Genomic DNA, 16527 nt, shown 5'->3' with positions numbered 1-16527 from the left:
AACTTGAGCAAATTAGCACGTAACACACTTCTGTCAGTGGTGGGGCTGGCGGGGTTGGCGATGGCGCAACAGGCGGCGGCGATGCAGTGCCGTTTCGGCAACTCGACCGGCAGTAGCAGGCCAACCGGCAGCGTGACGCAGGATATCGACGTCGGCCGCCCGATCGTGTTGGCTGCCAGCGACTTTGTTAAAGGCAACCTGATTTGGCGTTCGCAGAACTTTACCTCCACCTTTACCTGCTGGGATACCGACAACTACCCGCGTGGAGAGAACGCTTACATCTATTGGAACCCGCAGAACTCGTTCGGCGCACTGGATAAGTCGTTGGAGATTGGGGTGTCGATCAACGGGCGTGATTATGATGCGATCAACCTGAAGCAAAGTTCCAACCGGCCGACGGGCCCTGATTTGGGGCCGGGTACCAAACCGGGCAGTAATAGAAGGAAAGCCGATCCTCAGGCGGTGACCGCCACTTATTCGGTGTATATCAAAGCCACCGGGGTGAAACCGCCGGCGGGTAACTTCCCGCCGTTGGCGCGCGCGTCGCTGTTCCAAATCGATGGTGAGTTGGGCCTTAACGCCACCAAAGACAGCAACTTTAACGCCTATATTAAAGGGTTGGACAAGATCCGCGTGATCCAGTGCAATCCGCAGATCACCGTGTTGGCCAACAACGGTGCCAGCGTCGATTTCGGTGTGTTGACGACGTCCAGCGCCAAAACCGGCACTATCGCCAAGCAGGTGCCGTTCGATATCAAGGCGACCTTGAGCGGCGGCGAGTGTGCTGGCCAGTCTCTGCAGGCCAGTTTCAGCAGCACCAACGCCGATCCGTCAGATAACACGCAGATCCTGCCGACCACCAAACCGGGCGTGGCGATCTTCCTGACTCAGCAACGCGACACCAACAAAACGCCGATCCCACTGCAAACCAACGTGGATTTCGGCGGCGTGCTGCAGGATAAGCAGAACGAAGTGAAAGAGACCTTTATCGCGAACCTGAAGTGGTTGACCAATACGCCGAAGACCGGGGTGTTCAACGCCACCGCCAACGTTGACGTCACCTTCAAATAATCCGGTGTCGCTTCAATTAAAAAGGGTTCAGTTCGCGAGAACTGAACCCTTTTTACGTGTTATGCCGCGTTTATCAGCGCAGCCCCATCCAGGTGGTGCAAACGCCTTCCGGCGGTTTGCCTGCATACCAACGAGGCAGCGTGGGGGCATCGTGGCGCGCCTCCACTTCCACCGGCTGCGCCGGCCATTCCGCCACGTCCCAGCGGGTGGTGCGGCGATACACCGCCGGGGTTTTGCCGAACTGTTTCTTGAAGGCGCGTGAGAACGAAGGCTGAGAATCGAAATGGTATTGCAGGGCGATATCCAGGATCGGACGCGGGGTGGAGCGCAGCGCCTGCGCCGCCTGCGACAGGCGCCGCTCGCGGATATAGCTGCCGAGCGCGTGGCCGGTGGTGCTGCGGAACATGCGCTGCAGGTGCCATTTGGAGTAGCCCGACTTGGCGGCGACGTTATCCAGCAGCAGCGGCTGGTCCAGATGAGTTTCAATCCAGTCTAGTAAATCGTGAATGATATTGACGCGATCCATGGTTTTAGTTCTCCCGCAAAAACGACATTCAGGTCACAGTGACTTAGCTTAATTATCCAAGAATATACTTTGATAATAGGCGCGAGTGCGCCGTTACGCAAGGGTAAACCGGGGGGAAAAAGGTGACCAAAAATGCTCTTTGAATCGCAGGGGATAAAAGAAAGGCCGCATAAAGCGGCCTTTCCAGCAGGAAACGAGTGGAAAATCAGTTGGTTTCCGGTTTCACTTCAATGTAGTTCAGACCCAGCACGCTGCTGGTGTAGCCGCGGATCTTGTTGGTCATCTCGATATCGCCGTTCAGCTTGTGGCCGTAGGACGGGATGATCTCTTTCAGTTTGCTCTGCCATTCCGGCGTCGCCACTTTGTCTTTGAACACGGTTTCCATCAGGTGCAGCATGATTGGCGCAGCGGTGGAAGCACCCGGTGACGCGCCCAGCAGAGCGGCGATGCTGCCGTCTTCAGAGCTGACGACTTCGGTGCCGAACTGCAGCACGCCGCCTTTATCCGCGTCTTTCTTGATGATCTGCACGCGCTGGCCTGCGGTCCACAGCTTCCAGTCTTCCTGCTTGGCGTCCGGGAAGTACTCTTTCAGTGCGGCGAAGCGATCGTCGTCGTTCATCATCAGCTGGCCGACCAGGTATTTCACCAGATCGAAGTTATCCAGACCGACGTGGGTCATCGGCATCAGGTTCGAGGTGCTCAGCGAGTGCAGCAGATCGAACAGCGAACCGTTCTTCAGGAACTTGCTGGAGAAGGTGGCGAATGGCCCGAATAGCAGTACGCGCTTGCCGTCCAGCATGCGGGTATCCAGGTGCGGCACGGACATCGGCGGCGAACCTACGCTGGCCAGGCCATACACTTTGGCCAGGTGCTGGTTGGCGATCGCCGGGTTGGTGGTGACCAGGAACTGGCCGCCGACCGGGAAGCCGCCATAGCCGTCGGCTTCAGGGATGCCGGATTTCTGCAGCAGGGTCAGGGAGGCGCCGCCTGCGCCGATGAACACGAACTTGGCGTTAACGGTGGTTTCTTTACCGTCGCGGTTCAGATCGGCAACGGTCACGCTCCAGGTCTGATCGGCGTTGCGCTTGATGTCGCGCACTTCGTGGCTCAGGTTCAGCTTGAACTTGTCGCTGGTGCTCAGCGCGTCAACCAGCTGATGGGTGATCACGCCGAAGTTGACGTCGGTACCCAGCGGCATGCGGGTCGCGGCGATTTTCTGCGCCGGATCGCGGCCGTTCATCACCAGCGGCGCCCACTGTTTGATTTGCGCAGGATCTTCGGAGTATTCCATGCCGCGGAACAGGGTGCTGTGCTGCAGCGCCGCGTAGCGTTTACGCAGGAAGTTGACGTTGTCGTCGCCCCACACGAAGCTCATGTGCGGCACGCTGTTAATGAAGGATTTCGGATCTTTCAGGACATTGTTTTTCACCTGATAAGACCAGAACTGGCGAGAGATTTCGAAAGACTCGTTGACCTTCACCGCCTTGCTGATGTCGATGGTGCCATCGGCTTTTTCCGGCGTGTAGTTCATTTCGCTGAAGGCGGAGTGGCCGGTGCCGGCGTTGTTCCAGCCGTTGGAGCTCTCTTCCGCCACGCCGTTCATGCGCTCGTACATGTCGATGGTCCAGGTCGGCTCCAGCTCATGCAGATAGGTGCCCAAGGTGGCGCTCATAATGCCGCCGCCGATCAACACCACGTCGACGGTTTTATTCTTCTCTTCAGCCGCCGCCTGCTGCGTAACGCTAAACAGGCTGAGACTGAAAATCAGGACGAGTAATTTTCTCATTGAATTAAATCTCTTGTGTGTAAATTCTACTCATTGCAGGTGAAAGAATTTAGCGGGAGTTACCCTGGAAAATAGTGAAGCCGACCGCCCGGCGTGAGCCGATAGGCAGCGCTAATGCCTTTTTGTTAATAGGGTTTTTAACGAAAAGTGAACTATTGCAGGCCGTCCGGATGCAAATTGATCGGTTCACGTTACTGGCGGGGTATTATTGTTTGCGAGAATGTTAAAAACTACTTTTGTAACTAAAAAAAATGAATATAAGCAAAAATAGGCCGGTTGCTGTCGCAGGAATAAACAGAGAGGGGAGTAAGGCCATATAACCGCGTTATTTTCAGGGATTAATTGTCGCGTAATTAAACGTTATTTCGTTATCACACAATAATTGCGGTTAAATTGCAAATACGCATCGGTAACCAATAATAAACGGCCGCCGTTGCGGGCGGCCAGGATTCACAAGGCGGTTACTTGATGCCCATCGCATCGCGCATGGTGAAGAACAGATCGGTCTGATCGGTCAACCCCACCACGTTGGCGGCGTGCGGGCCGTAGGCCGCGACGCGCAGCTGGGTGCCGGTGTGCCCCTGCGATTCCTCTTCCGAGTTGCCGTAGCTGAGGGTCATCGGCGCGCCGTCTTTGGTGGTCAGTGTCTGGGTCAGGCCCGGCGCTTTGGCGTCGGCGGCGACGATCTGGCTGGAGTGCGCGTGGTCGGCGGTGACGATCACCAGCGTGTTGCCGTCGGCGCGGGCGAAGGCCAGCGCTTTTTGCACCGCCTCGTCCAGATCGACGGTCTCACCAATCTGCCCGCACGGGTTGGCGGCGTGATCCTGCTTATCGATCGACGCGCCCTCTACCTGCAGGAAGAAGCCGTTCGTGTTGTCTTTCAGCAGCGCGATCGCTTTTTCGGTCATCGCCGCCAGCGTTGGCGTGGCCGCGGTGCGAGCCGGGTTGTTTTCGCAGGTCACCGCCGGTTTGTCGAGGTTGCCGTGATAGCTGGCTTTCGGCCCCAGCCAGCGCACCGGCATGTTGCCGTCGGCGAACAGGCCCAGCAGCGGTTTTTGCTGATTGGCCAGGGTAACGGCCTGCAGTTCATCCGCGTTGCTCACCCACTGATAACCTTGCGTCGCCGCTTGATCTTTCAGCGATTTTCCTTGCCATTCGCCGCTTTTCGCCAGTTGGTTGAAGGATTTCGCGCCGCCGCCCAGCGTGACGTCGGCACGGGTTTTCAGCAACTGCTCGGTGATGGAACCGCGGCCGCCCTTTTCCAGCGCGTTAGCGGCGCATTTCTCGCTGGTTTCCTCCGGGCCGTAGCATTTGCGCGAGGTAACGTGCGACACCAGCGCCGCCGGCGTGGCGTCCTGCAGTTCGGCGGTGGAGACGTTGCCGGTGGCCTTGCCGGCCGCCTTGGCGATCTCCAGCAGCGTCGGCTGGTCTTTGCCGTTCACGTCCACGCCGAGCGCGCCGTTATAGGTTTTCACCCCGGTGGCCCAGGCGGTGGCGGAAGCGGCGGAGTCGGTTACGTAATCCGGTTTGTGGGTTTTCTTGTCCAGCGAGTAGTGGGTGTATTGCCCGGTCAGCGGCAGGGCGTCGATGCCCTTGAAGTAACCGCCTGCGCCCTCGGCATAGTTACGCGCGGCGGTGATCTCGGAATCTCCCATGCCGTCGCCAATCAGCAGGATCACGTTTTTCACCGTTTTGTCCGACAGCGACGCCTTCAGCGCGGCGGTCTGATCGCCGGCCAGACGACGGGCGCCGCCCGGTTCGGTGAGGGTGCCGCGCGCGGCGCGCTCGGTCAGGCCATCGGCATTGGCCGAGGTTTCCGCCGCGATGGCGGAGGAACAGAGCAGGGCGGACAGCACGGCGCCGGCGATCAGGGATACAGCAGGTTGCATGGGGCAAGCTCCTTGTCGTAATACAACAATGTAAATAACATCAAATTGTTACGTAAGGAGAGTAGAGCAGAGGGATGACAATTTTATGACAGCGGAATGCGGGACGGCCCGGCGGCCATCCCGTTTGACGATCAGGCCGCGCGCGCCGGTATAGTGAGCCCACGCTGCACCGCCGGCCGCGCCAGACCGCGCTCCAGCCACTGCGCGACGCGGGGGAAACTGTCGAACTCTACCAGTTCGCGCGCCTCATAGAAGCCGATCAGGTTGCGCACCCAGCCCAGCAGCGAGATATCGGCGATGGTGTAGTCCGAGCCCATGATCCAGTCGCGGCCTTCCAGGCGCGTTTCCAGCACGCCGAGCAGGCGTTTCGATTCGTTTTTGTAGCGCTCCAGCGGCCGCTTATCTTCATACTCGCGCCCGGCGAATTTGTGGAAGAAACCGAGCTGGCCGAACATCGGGCCGACGGCGGCCATCTGGAAGAACACCCACTGAATGGTTTCGTAACGCTGCGCCGGATCCTGCGGCAGGAAACGGCCGCTCTTTTCCGCCAGGTAGAGCAGAATGGCGCCGGATTCGAACAGCGGCAGCGGCCGGCCGCCGGGGCCGTCGGGATCGATGATCGACGGGATCTTGCCGTTCGGGTTCAGCGCCAGGAATTCCGGCGTCCAGGTTTCGTTGTTGCCGATGTCGATCAGGTGCGCCTCATAGGGCAGGCCGATCTCTTCCAGCATGATGGACACTTTGACGCCGTTCGGCGTCGGCAGGGAATAGAGCTGCAGCCGTTCCGGGTGCTGAGCCGGCCAGCGTTTGACGATCGGGAATTGGGTGGAATCGAGCATGGAAACTCCTCGGGTTGGCGGGGTGGCCTAAGCGTACCCCTTGAGTATTGCAGTAAAACTACCCCGCCGCCGGGTTACACCGTGAGCTCAAAATGTGCTGCCAGCGCTTTTTTACCGGCAGGGGTCAGCTGCAACTCGCGGCTGTCGAGCCGGCGGACGATCCAGCCGCGGTGGATAAAGGCGGCCAACAGCGCGGCGCCCAGCGCGCCGCCGAGGTGAGAGCGACGTTCGCTCCAGTCCAGGCAGCCGCAGGCGAAGCGGCGGCGGGTGGGGGCGGGGGAGCAATCGACGCCCAGCCGCGTCAGCGCGGCCTGACCGGCGTCGCTTAAGCGGTAGTCTTCCTCACCGCTCAGCCAGTTCAGCGCATGCAGCCGATCGTGCAGTTTCACCGCCACCTCGCCCGCCATATGGTCGTAGCAGGTGCGGGCATATTGCAGCGTGGTGGGCGTGCTGCTTTTCACCGACGTGCGCGGCACGCCCGCCAGCGCCATCAGGCCTTCCAGCGCCTCGGCCACCGGCTGACCGGCCAGCCGAAAATAGCGGTAGCGCCCCTGTTTGACGCAGGCGATCAGCCGCTGCTCCAGCAGTTTCGCCAGATGCGCGCTGGCGGTGGACGGGGCGACCTCGACCGCCGCGCTGAGCTCGGTGGCGGTGTAGGCGCGCCCATCCATCAACAGGCACAGCATGCGCGCCCGGGTGCGGTCGGCGATGGCGGCGCTCAGCGCCGCCAAACGATCTTCTAAGTTGATGTTATGCATACTTCGAGGTTAGACGAAGTATGACTGCGCGTCCATTGCTAACCTGTGGCTGTCGCATTCTGGTGCTGTGCGTCTGTGTTCGCTGGATATTGATGAGTGGGCGTTGGAATCGGTGCGGTGGCGCCATTCCTACAATGCGCGCGTACCTGAGTTTTACCGTTGAGAGGAGACGATAATGATCGCCGTGATTTTTGAACTGCAGGCCGCCGACGGGCAGCGCGATACCTATCTGGCGCTGGCGGCGGAGCTGAAGCCGCTGCTGGCGCAGATCGACGGATTCATCTCCATCGAGCGCTTTCAAAGCCTGGCCGATCCTGCGCGCCTGCTGTCGCTCTCCTTCTGGCGTGACGAGGCGGCGGTGCAGCAGTGGCGCAATCTCGAGCAGCACCGGGCGGCGCAGGCGCGCGGCCGTGGCGAGGTGTTGGCGCACTATCGGCTGCGGGTGGCGGAGGTGGTGCGGGACTACGGGCTGGAGAGTCGCGACCAGGCGCCGCAGGATAGCCGTTGTTATCACCGCACCTGAAGAAAGCCCGCCGGCGGCGGGCTTTCGTCCGTTATTTCGCTTCGCTGCCCACCTTCATTGCCCCGGCGTAGCTGGCGCCCATCCCCCAGGCGGCGCCGTGGTCGCGGGCGATCTGCAATACGCCTCCCGCCGTGGCTTTGCGGCTCCAGTCCTGCTGCCATTCCAGCATCAACGCCACCCAGTTGATGGGCGTGGCGCCCGCCTGTACCAAACGCTGCATGGCGTTGTTTTGGCTGTCTGGCGTAATGTCGCCGGTGACGTCCGACAGGATATAAACCTCATAACCCTCGCCCAGGGCGGACAGCGCCGGCAGCATCACGCAGTTGGCGGTCCACAGCCCGCCGATGATGATTTTCTTGCGGCCGGATTGTTTGATCAGATCCACCACGCGCCGGTCCTGCCAGACGTTGATGGCGGTGCGATCGTACACCTGCAGGTCCGGGCGTGCCTGCGTCACCGGCTGGAATACCGGCCCGGCGAAGCTTTTGGCGTTGGCCGAGGCCAGAATGGTCGGCACGTTGAACACCTTGGCGGCCTTGGCGATGCCGGTGGCGTTGTTGACCAGGTTGGTTTGATCGATAGAGGAAATGGTCATGCCGAACATGTCCTGCAGATCGACCAACAGCAACAGGCTGTTCTCGGCGGTCAGCGGCTGCACATAACCCGCCTGGCGGCTGTCGGCGGCGGGGGATTGCGCCAGCGCGGCGACGGGGGCGGCGGCGGCGCTCAGGCCGAGCATCAGGGCGAACAGGGTCTTTTTCATTATTAACTCCATGATTATCAGTAGATTAAATTCACCTCTCACTCAGGGAGGCGGTTGAATAAAGTCTACTGAGGTTGTTGAAGTTAATAATCTGTGTTTTATTGAATTTATAATTAACCATCAGGACATAATATGGACGTGCTACTGACGATGCGCGCCTTTCGTCGCGTGGTTGAGCGCAACAGTTTTTATAAGGCGGCGGAGGATCTGGCGATCACGCCGGCGGCGTTGAGCAAGCAGATTAAGCAGTTGGAAAACCGGTTGGGGACGCTGTTGCTGGTGCGCACCACCCGTAGCATGAGCCTGACCGAAGCCGGGCAGCTCTATTACCAGGAAGCCTGTCGGTTGCTCGGCGAGTTCGACGCGCTGGAGCAGACGGTTGCCGCCAGCGCGCAGCAGGTCTCCGGCACGCTGCGGGTCAATGCGCCGCTTTCGTTCGGCCTGACGGTGTTGTCGCCACTGCTGCCGCCGTTTATGCAACGTTACCCGCAGCTGCAGGTGGAGCTGACGTTGGACGACAGGGTATTGGACGTGGTGGCGGCCGGTTTCGATATTTCCTTGCGCATTCGCCGACGGCTGCCGGATTCTTCCCTCAGCGCCCGGGCGCTGGGTGAAGTGCACCAGCGAATTTGCGCCGCGCCCGGCTATTTGGCGCAGCACGGCGTGCCGCAAACGCCGAATGAATTGCAGCGACACAGCTGTCTGGCCTATTCCCTGGCGGAAAGGCCAGGGCAGTGGCAGTTCACCGCCGGCGAGGAGAGTCTGAGCGTGACGTTCACTCCCCGGTTGATCGCCAACAACAGCCTGATGCTGCGGGATATGCTGGTGGCGGGACTGGGCATCGGTTCGCTGCCGTCGTTCGTGGCGGATCCCGAAATCACCGCCGGCAGGCTGGTGCGGCTGTTCCCTGAACAGATTGCCGACGTGCATCAGGTTTTCGCGGTTTACCCGACGCGCCGGCATGTGCAGCAGAAAGTGAGTTTATTCACCGAATTTGTGCGAGAACAGGGATTGATGACGGCGAATTGACAACGGCGCACGATTGTCATATTCATTAGCTATGAAAAAATCCTACCGCCCATTCGCGCAAATTATTATCACCCTTCTCCAAAGGGTGGGATAGCGCGTGTGTCGCCAATAAAAACCCGCCGGCAGGCGGGTTTTTTTATCCCCTTCCGGCAACGACCGGAGAACGTCATGAAAACCTACCCTGCAGTTTTACACCTGATGTGTGGCAAGGTCGGCGCAGGCAAATCGACGCTGGCGCAGCGTTTGGCGCAGCAACCGCAAACGCTGTTGCTGGTCGAAGATGCGTGGCTGGCGACGCTGTATGAGCAGGAGATGACCAGCCTGCAAGACTATGCGCGCTGTTCCGACCGGTTGCGGCGGGCGCTGGGCGGGCACCTCGTTCAGCTGCTGCGCGGCGGCTGGTCCGTGGCGCTCGATTTCCCGATGAATACGCCGGACAGGCGGCGCTGGGCCAAAGCGTTGGCGGAGGAGGCCGGCGTTGCGCACTGTCTGCATTTTCTCGACGTCAGCCATGCGCAATGCCTGAGCCGGATAACGCTGAGAAACGCGCGCGGCGAGCACCCGTTTACACTGAGCGAAGCGGAGTTTGAGCGCCTGGCGCAGTACTTTGTTCCCCCGGCGGAAGAGGAAGGGATGACAGTCTTGCGTTATGGCGAACAGGACTGAAAACCGGCGCCATGACGGCGCCGGCAATAGGGTTAGGCTTCGGCGTTAAACGCGTTGTGGAAGGCGACTTCCGCGCACGGCAGCGCGGCCTGGAAGGCGATGGCGCGGAAGTAGATTAGAAAGGCTTGGTCGGCAGGTATTTGCCGTCCAGGGTGATCACCGCGCGTTCGCCGCCTTCCGGATCGGCCACCTTCTTGATATCCAGCTTGAAGTTGATGGCGCTGATGATGCCGTCGCCGAACTGCTCGTGCACCAGCGCTTTCAGCGTGGAGCCGTAAACCTGCAGCATTTCATAGAAGCGATAAATGGTCGGATCGGTCGGCACGCCGCCGGGAATGCTGCCGCGTAGCGGGATGGTTTGCAGCAGCTGTACCGCCTCTTCGTCCAGCCCGAGCTTGGCTGCCACGGTGCGTGCCGCTTGTTCCGGCAGCGCATGCTGCCCCAGCAGCGCGGCGGTGACGAACGCCAGGCTGAGTCCGGTGCCCTCAGCCAGCGCGTCGAAAGTCAGGTTATGGCGGATCTTGGCGGCCATGATGGTGTCGGTGAGCGCTGCGCGCGGGGCGGCGTTGTGCAGAGAGTGTGTCATGTTAGCTCCTTTTGTTGACTTAAAAACGGGCGTTCGCCGGAGTGGCGGTCACCTCGGGATGGGTGGCGAGCGGCACGAAGCGGCGGGTTTCGCCGTCCAGCGCGTCGATAGCGCCGCTGGCGATGTCATAGACCCAACCGTGCAGCGTCAGGCGTCCCTGATCCAGCGCCAGGGCGACGGAAGGGTGCGTTTTGATGTTGTTGAGCTGGGCGATGACGTTTTCGCGCACCATCGATGCGACCCGCGCCTTGTCCGAGGCGTGCGGATAAGCCTGATTGACCGCCTTCGCGGAATCGGCGTAACGCAGCCAGCCGGCGACCGTGGGCAGGTGATCCAGACACTGGCAGGTGGCGATGGCGGTCATTGCGCCGCAGTCGGAATGGCCGCAGATCACGATATCCTCCACGCCCAGCGCGGCGACGGCGTACTCGACCGAGGCGGTAACCCCGCCGGGTTCTGGGCCGAAAGAAGGCACGATGTTACCGGCGTTGCGGATCACGAACAGATCCCCCGGCTCGCGCTGGGTGACCAGCTCCGGCACCAGGCGGCTGTCGGAACATGAGATAAACAGGGTGCGCGGGTTTTGGCGGGTCGCCAACTGCTGAAACAGCGCCGTGCGTTCAACAAAGGCTTCGCGCTGGAACTTCAGGAAGCCTTCAATCACCTCTTTCATCCGTTTCTCCATTGGGTGTCGTTATGCGATGGCGGCATGATGAACGCTTCTGGCTATAGGGTCTAAGACCCATTTATAATGCCAGCTATAGGTTTTACTAATAACTGGGGCGTTATGCTGCTGCGACACATCCGTTATTTTCTGGCCGTTGCCGAACAGGGCAACTTCACCCGCGCCGCCGAAGCGCTGCACGTGTCGCAACCGACGCTGTCGCAACAGATCAAGCAGCTGGAAGACACATTGGGAGCGCCGCTGTTCGATCGCAGCGGCAGAGCCGTGCGTCTGACCGACGCCGGTGAGGCGTGGATGCGCTATGCGCGGCTGGCGCTGCAGGATCTGGATGCCGGCGCGCGGGCGATCCATGACGTGGCGACGCTGGCGCGCGGCCATTTGCGGCTGGCGATGACCCCCACGTTCACCGCCTATCTGGTGGGGCCGGCGATCGATGCCTTCTACCGCCGCTATCCGGGGATTACGCTGAGCATTGAGGAGATGGCGCAAGAGCGAATGGAGGCGTTGCTGGCGCAGGATAGGCTGGATTTGGGCATTGCCTTCGAGATGGCGCAGTCGGCGGAGGTGGAAGCGGCGCCGTTGTTCAGCGAGACGCTGGAGCTGATGGTCGGCGCCGATCATCCCCTGGCGTCTCATCGCCGGCCGCTGACGCTGGCGGAGTGGCAACATCTGCCGCTGGCCTTGCTGAGCGGCGACTTCGCCACGCGTCAGTTTATCGATCGCTACTGCACGCAGCTGGGTTTCCGGCCGCAGGTGGCGGTGGAGGCCAATGCGCTGGGCGCCATCGTCGAGATCGTGCGGCGCGGGCAGCTCGCCACGCTGTTGCCGGCCGCCATTGCGCGCGAGAACCGGCAGTTGAAAAAAGTGGCTTTGGCCAACGCCATGCCGGTGCGGCAGGCGGTATGGCTGCAGCGCAAAGGCGCTTACCGCAGCGCCGCCGCGCAGGCGTTTATTGCCCTCTTGCAGGAACAGGGCATTACGCCGGTGCCGGGCAGCCGATAGCCGCACGGCCCGGCAGCAGGCGCTATTCTTTATGACGTTCGCGGAACAGCAGAGTGGCGATCAGGCTGACGGTCAACATGCCGGTGACGTACCACGCCGGCGCCATCGGATTGCCGCTGACGTCCAGCAGCCAGGTGACGACCAACTGCGCCGAGCCGCCGAACAGCGTCACGCCAAAGGCGTAAATCATCGAGGTGCCGGTGGCGCGCACGTGGCGCGGCAGCGCCGAAACGATCAGCATGGTGCTCGACAGCATGTTGATGCCCAGCGCGCAGATCAGCAGGATGCGGAAAACGATCGCCAGCCACAGGGTTTGCGTGGCGCTGAGGAACCAGAAGGTCGGGTAAATCAGGAGCAACGCCGCAAAAATGGAGAACAGTAGCGGCCTTTTGTAGTTCTGCACCCGATCGACGTAACGGCCTGCGCAATAGACCGCGATGATCTGTACCACAGAGGCGATACAGCTGAACAGGTAGGCGGTCGGGCCGGCGATGTGATAGGTCTGCATCATGTAGGTCGGCATATACAGCAGCACCACGTAGACCATCACGGTGCCGGACATGATGATCAATACGCCCAGCAACAGATCTTTGGCATGATTGCTCACCAGATCCCATACCGGATTCAGCGGCGGCCGCGCGTGAGCCGGCGCTTCTCCACTGTAGGTCTCTTCCAGATGTTTGCGAATATAGATGCCGACGGGAATGATCAACAAACCGATGATGAACGGCACGCGCCAGCCCCAGGCATACAGTGCCTGCTCCGGCAGAAAATAGGTGAGAGCCAGGCCTAAAGAGGCGCCAAGCAGGGCGCTGATGCCCTGGCTTATCGCCTGCCAGCTGACGAAGAAGCCGCGTTGGTTGGCCCCTGCCGACTCCAGCAGCAGCGTGGTGGCCGAGCCCACTTCACCGCCGGCGGCAAACCCCTGAATCAGGCGGCCAATCACGATCAGCACCGGCGCCAGAACGCCGATTTGCGCATGGGTGGGCGCGAAGGCGATCAGGGCGGTGCCGACGCCCATCAGCACGATGGTCATCAGCATGGCAGCCTTGCGGCCGACCCGATCGGCATAGGCACCCAGCACCATGCTGCCCAGCGGGCGCATGATAAAGCCGACGCCGAACACCGCCACCGACATCAACAAGGAGCCGTAGGCGCTGTCGCTGGGAAAATAGAGTTTGCCGATAATGGCGGCAAAGAAGCTGTAGACGGTGAAGTCGAAAATCTCCAGGCCGTTGCCCAGGCTGGCGCCGACAATGACTTTGTAATTTACCGCGCCCTTCTCCGCCGTTTGGCTTTTGGGCAATGCGTTTTCAGCAGTGTTCATCGTTGTCTCTCGCGATAGGTGGACGGTGTGTTGTTATTATTTTCTGGCCGGGGTGGTGTTATCCGGGGCGGCGATAACCGAGCCCCGAAACGCCAACAAAACGGCAACGTCACGTTTACATATACTTGTATGTACAATCATATGCAATATGAGAGTAGTTAGCGCGATAACGGTGGTTTGATTTTTAAATCTTCCTGTATTTAATTGTTTTTATTTGGTTTTTCCTGTTATCTGAACGAATGTGCCATGTCGGTTTAGTGAGCTGTAACGCATTAATCCTCTAAAAAACCTTGGTATTTAAGAAGGCGGTCACAAAATGTCGCGTATAGCAGAATGTGTGGCGATAGTCGGAAAAAACTAGAATTAAATAGAGACGTATTGGCTGTATTAATGATTTTCATAAGGTGAACAGATACGATTTATTCGTGCCTGGGGCAGTTCTGAGGAGAATAAATGTCATTTTTAAGTTTAATTAATATATTTGGCGAATTGGTTTCAAATATTGTACGGCTTGCTGCGTGAAATCTCGCCGTGAATTTTATCGGTGTTATTCAACCCAACTATGACTCATTCGTCGTCACCGCTCAAAATGTCACCAAAACTTCCCGCGATCTCTTAACCCCGTTGTGGCATAATGCGCGCCAAATCACATTCCCTATGTATAAAGAGCGAGCGCTGTGTTAAGCACCAACAACATCACCATGCAGTTCGGCAGCAAGCCGTTGTTTGAAAACATCTCTGTTAAATTCGGCGGCGGCAACCGTTATGGCCTGATCGGCGCCAACGGCTGCGGCAAGTCCACCTTTATGAAAATCCTCGGCGGCGATTTGGCGCCGACCGGCGGCAACGTGTTCCTCGATCCGAACGAGCGCCTGGGTAAACTGCGTCAGGATCAGTTCGCCTTCGAACAGTACAGCGTGCTGGACACCGTGATCATGGGCCACACCGAGCTGTGGGCTGTGAAGGAAGAGCGCGACCGCATCTACGCCATGGCGGAGATGAGCGAAGAAGACGGCTATAAAGTGGCCGATCTGGAAGTCGCCTACGGCGAGATGGACGGTTACACCGCCGAAGCGCGCGCCGGTGAACTGCTGCTTGGCGTTGGCATTCCGGTGGAACAGCACTATGGCCCGATGAGCGAAATCGCGCCGGGCTGGAAGCTGCGCGTGTTGCTGGCGCAGGCGCTGTTCTCCGATCCGGAAATCCTGCTGCTCGACGAACCGACCAACAACCTGGACATCGATACCATTCGCTGGCTGGAGCAGGTGCTGAATGAACGCAACAGCACCATGATCATCATCTCGCACGACCGTCACTTCCTGAACATGGTCTGCACCCACATGGCGGATCTGGATTACGGCGAACTGCGCGTTTATCCTGGCAACTACGACGAATACATGACCGCCGCCACCCAGGCGCGTGAACGTCTGCTGGCCGACAACGCCAAGAAGAAGGCGCAGATCAACGAGCTGCAATCGTTCGTCAGCCGTTTCAGCGCCAACGCCTCCAAATCCAAGCAGGCCACCTCGCGCGCCCGCCAGATCGACAAGATCCAGCTGGAAGAAGTGAAGGCCTCCAGCCGCCAGAACCCGTTCATCCGTTTCGATCAGGACAAGAAGCTGTTCCGTAACGCGCTGGAAGTGGAAGCGCTCACCAAGGGCTTCGACAACGGTCCGCTGTTCAGCAAGCTGAACCTGATGGTGGAAGTGGGTGAGAAGGTTGCGGTGCTGGGCGCCAACGGCATCGGTAAAACCACCCTGCTGAAAACGCTGGTGGGCGACGCGCAGCCGGACACCGGCACCGTGAAGTGGTCGGAAAACGCCCGTATCGGTTACTACGCGCAGGATCACGAATACGAGTTTGACGATACCCTGACCGTGTTCGACTGGATGAGCCAGTGGAAGCAGGAAAAAGACGACGAGCAGGCGGTGCGCAGCGTGCTGGGCCGTTTACTGTTCAGCCAGGACGACATCAAGAAGAAAGTGAAGGTGCTGTCCGGCGGTGAGAAGGGCCGCATGTTGTTCGGCAAGCTGATGATGCAGCGCCCAAATATTCTGGTGATGGACGAACCGACCAACCACCTGGATATGGAATCCATCGAATCGCTGAACATGGCGCTGGAGATGTACGAAGGCACGCTGATCTTCGTCTCCCACGACCGTGAGTTCGTCAGCTCGCTGGCGACGCGCATTCTGGAAATCACTCCGAACAAGGTGATCGACTTTACCGGCAACTACGAAGACTATCTGCGCAGCCAGGGCATCGTCTAATCCTCGCGGCAACGAATCAGGGCGGGAATTATCCCGCCCTTTTTTATTCGTCATTCCCCGCCGCACACCGCGCAGTGCGGATCCTTCGGCAGCTTCATCTCGCGGAACTGCATGCTCATCGCATCGAACATCAACAGCTTGCCGCGCAGCGGCTGACCATAGTCGGCCAGCAGCTTGATGGCTTCCATCGCCTGCAGGGTGCCGATAGTGCCGACCAGCGGCGCCATCACGCCCGCTTCGACGCAGGTGAGGGCGCTGTCGCCGAACAGCCGGCTCAGGCAGCGGTAGCAGGGCTCGCCCGGCTGATAGGTGAACACGCTGAGCTGGCCTTCCATGCGGATCGCCGCGCCGGAAACCAGCGGCCTCTGCTGCGCGTGGCACAGGCGATTCAGGGCATCGCGCGCCGCCACGTTGTCGGTGCAGTCCAGCACCAGATCGCAGGCGGCGATCTCTGCTGCGACCGCGTCATCTTCCAAATGGCCGTCGATCGCGTCGATGCGGATATGCGGGTTGATGGCGCTCAGTTCCTGCCTGGCGGAGGCGACTTTGCTCTGGCCGATGCGATCGTCGCGGTGCAGGATCTGGCGCTGCAGGTTGGAGAGCGAGACGGTGTCGAAATCCACCAGCACCAGATGGCCGACGCCGGCCGCTGCCAGATATGGCGCGGCGGCGCAGCCCAGCCCGCCCAACCCGGCGATCAGCACGCGGGCGGCCTTCAGCTTCTCCTGGCCGTCGAAGTCAAAGCCGCGCAGCACGATCTGGCGGTTGTAGCGCAGCGCTTCGGCGTCGGTCAATTCCGGCAGCATG

At 59.9% G+C, this 16527-nt stretch carries 16 protein-coding genes; 6 read left to right on the top strand and 10 right to left on the bottom strand.

Features of this window, described 5'->3' with window-relative positions; translation table 11 throughout:
* Positions 1–3 precede the first annotated feature (3 nt).
* Positions 4–1071 carry a fimbrial protein gene (locus tag ACJ8HN_RS10310; RefSeq protein WP_033647471.1) on the top strand — a complete coding sequence of 356 codons (1068 nt, stop codon included), beginning with the start codon at positions 4–6 and terminating at the stop codon, positions 1069–1071.
* A gap of 73 nt (positions 1072–1144) precedes the next feature.
* Here the strand turns inward: ACJ8HN_RS10310 and ACJ8HN_RS10305 are convergent, their stop codons facing one another.
* The 5 genes from ACJ8HN_RS10305 to ACJ8HN_RS10285 all read right to left on the bottom strand — a co-directional run bounded on the left by ACJ8HN_RS10305 (position 1145) and on the right by ACJ8HN_RS10285 (position 6869).
* Complete coding sequence (locus ACJ8HN_RS10305) at positions 1145–1597, bottom strand: helix-turn-helix domain-containing protein (RefSeq protein WP_049233496.1); 453 nt, start codon at positions 1595–1597, stop codon at positions 1145–1147.
* Positions 1598–1802: 205 nt separating this feature from the next.
* Positions 1803–3383 (bottom strand): malate:quinone oxidoreductase, encoded by a 1581-nt coding sequence (locus ACJ8HN_RS10300; protein WP_033637693.1) that lies wholly within the window; start codon positions 3381–3383, stop codon positions 1803–1805.
* Between the two features lie 461 nt (positions 3384–3844).
* The gene (phoA, locus tag ACJ8HN_RS10295) at positions 3845–5272 is read right to left on the bottom strand and encodes an alkaline phosphatase (RefSeq protein ID WP_442523383.1); all 1428 of its coding nucleotides are present in this window, start codon (positions 5270–5272) and stop codon (positions 3845–3847) included.
* A 131-nt stretch (positions 5273–5403) separates the two neighbouring features.
* Positions 5404–6111 carry a glutathione S-transferase N-terminal domain-containing protein gene (locus tag ACJ8HN_RS10290; protein WP_103829692.1) on the bottom strand — a complete coding sequence of 236 codons (708 nt, stop codon included), beginning with the start codon at positions 6109–6111 and terminating at the stop codon, positions 5404–5406.
* 74 nt (positions 6112–6185) lie between these two features.
* Entirely contained in the window at positions 6186–6869 is a 684-nt protein-coding gene (locus ACJ8HN_RS10285) for an ArsR/SmtB family transcription factor (protein ID WP_442523381.1), read from the bottom strand.
* A gap of 175 nt (positions 6870–7044) precedes the next feature.
* On the opposite strand from ACJ8HN_RS10285, the gene ACJ8HN_RS10280 reads away from it, so the two are divergent.
* Positions 7045–7392 (top strand): antibiotic biosynthesis monooxygenase family protein, encoded by a 348-nt coding sequence (locus ACJ8HN_RS10280; RefSeq protein WP_033637697.1) that lies wholly within the window; start codon positions 7045–7047, stop codon positions 7390–7392.
* Positions 7393–7423: 31 nt separating this feature from the next.
* Here the strand turns inward: ACJ8HN_RS10280 and ACJ8HN_RS10275 are convergent, their stop codons facing one another.
* Positions 7424–8155: an isochorismatase family protein gene (locus ACJ8HN_RS10275; RefSeq protein ID WP_442523379.1), complete on the bottom strand. Its 732-nt coding sequence runs from the start codon at positions 8153–8155 to the stop codon at positions 7424–7426.
* Between the two features lie 132 nt (positions 8156–8287).
* Here ACJ8HN_RS10275 and ACJ8HN_RS10270 point away from each other — a divergent pair, with 132 nt between their 5' ends.
* Positions 8288–9184 carry a LysR substrate-binding domain-containing protein gene (locus ACJ8HN_RS10270; protein ID WP_442523377.1) on the top strand — a complete coding sequence of 299 codons (897 nt, stop codon included), beginning with the start codon at positions 8288–8290 and terminating at the stop codon, positions 9182–9184.
* Positions 9185–9352: 168 nt separating this feature from the next.
* Positions 9353–9850 carry an AAA family ATPase gene (locus ACJ8HN_RS10265; protein ID WP_442523376.1) on the top strand — a complete coding sequence of 166 codons (498 nt, stop codon included), beginning with the start codon at positions 9353–9355 and terminating at the stop codon, positions 9848–9850.
* Positions 9851–9965: 115 nt separating this feature from the next.
* On the opposite strand, the gene cynS is transcribed toward ACJ8HN_RS10265, so the two are convergent.
* Positions 9966–10436 carry a cyanase gene (gene cynS, locus ACJ8HN_RS10260; protein ID WP_033637703.1) on the bottom strand — a complete coding sequence of 157 codons (471 nt, stop codon included), beginning with the start codon at positions 10434–10436 and terminating at the stop codon, positions 9966–9968.
* Positions 10437–10455: 19 nt separating this feature from the next.
* Positions 10456–11109: a carbonic anhydrase gene (locus ACJ8HN_RS10255; protein WP_342176122.1), complete on the bottom strand. Its 654-nt coding sequence runs from the start codon at positions 11107–11109 to the stop codon at positions 10456–10458.
* 114 nt (positions 11110–11223) lie between these two features.
* On the opposite strand from ACJ8HN_RS10255, the gene cynR reads away from it, so the two are divergent.
* A complete protein-coding gene (gene cynR / locus ACJ8HN_RS10250) occupies positions 11224–12123 on the top strand; it encodes a transcriptional regulator CynR (RefSeq protein ID WP_442523374.1) in 900 nt (299 codons plus the stop codon).
* A gap of 22 nt (positions 12124–12145) precedes the next feature.
* On the opposite strand, the gene ACJ8HN_RS10245 is transcribed toward cynR, so the two are convergent.
* Positions 12146–13450 (bottom strand): MFS transporter, encoded by a 1305-nt coding sequence (locus ACJ8HN_RS10245; RefSeq protein ID WP_342176121.1) that lies wholly within the window; start codon positions 13448–13450, stop codon positions 12146–12148.
* Positions 13451–14127: 677 nt separating this feature from the next.
* Between ACJ8HN_RS10245 and ACJ8HN_RS10240 the strand changes: the two genes are divergently transcribed.
* Entirely contained in the window at positions 14128–15720 is a 1593-nt protein-coding gene (locus tag ACJ8HN_RS10240) for an ABC-F family ATPase (RefSeq protein WP_049233478.1), read from the top strand.
* Positions 15721–15770: 50 nt separating this feature from the next.
* Here ACJ8HN_RS10240 and moeB read toward each other — a convergent pair whose 3' ends face one another.
* Positions 15771–16526: a molybdopterin-synthase adenylyltransferase MoeB gene (gene moeB / locus ACJ8HN_RS10235; RefSeq protein ID WP_442523373.1), complete on the bottom strand. Its 756-nt coding sequence runs from the start codon at positions 16524–16526 to the stop codon at positions 15771–15773.
* Between the last annotated feature and the right edge of the window lies 1 nt (position 16527).

This window comes from Serratia sp. CY29653, assembly GCF_052169255.1.
GTDB classification, from domain to species: Bacteria; Pseudomonadota; Gammaproteobacteria; order Enterobacterales; family Enterobacteriaceae; genus Serratia; species Serratia sarumanii.
Note: the sequence above shows the minus strand (reverse complement) of the source record. Positions and strands in the feature narration are given on the sequence as shown.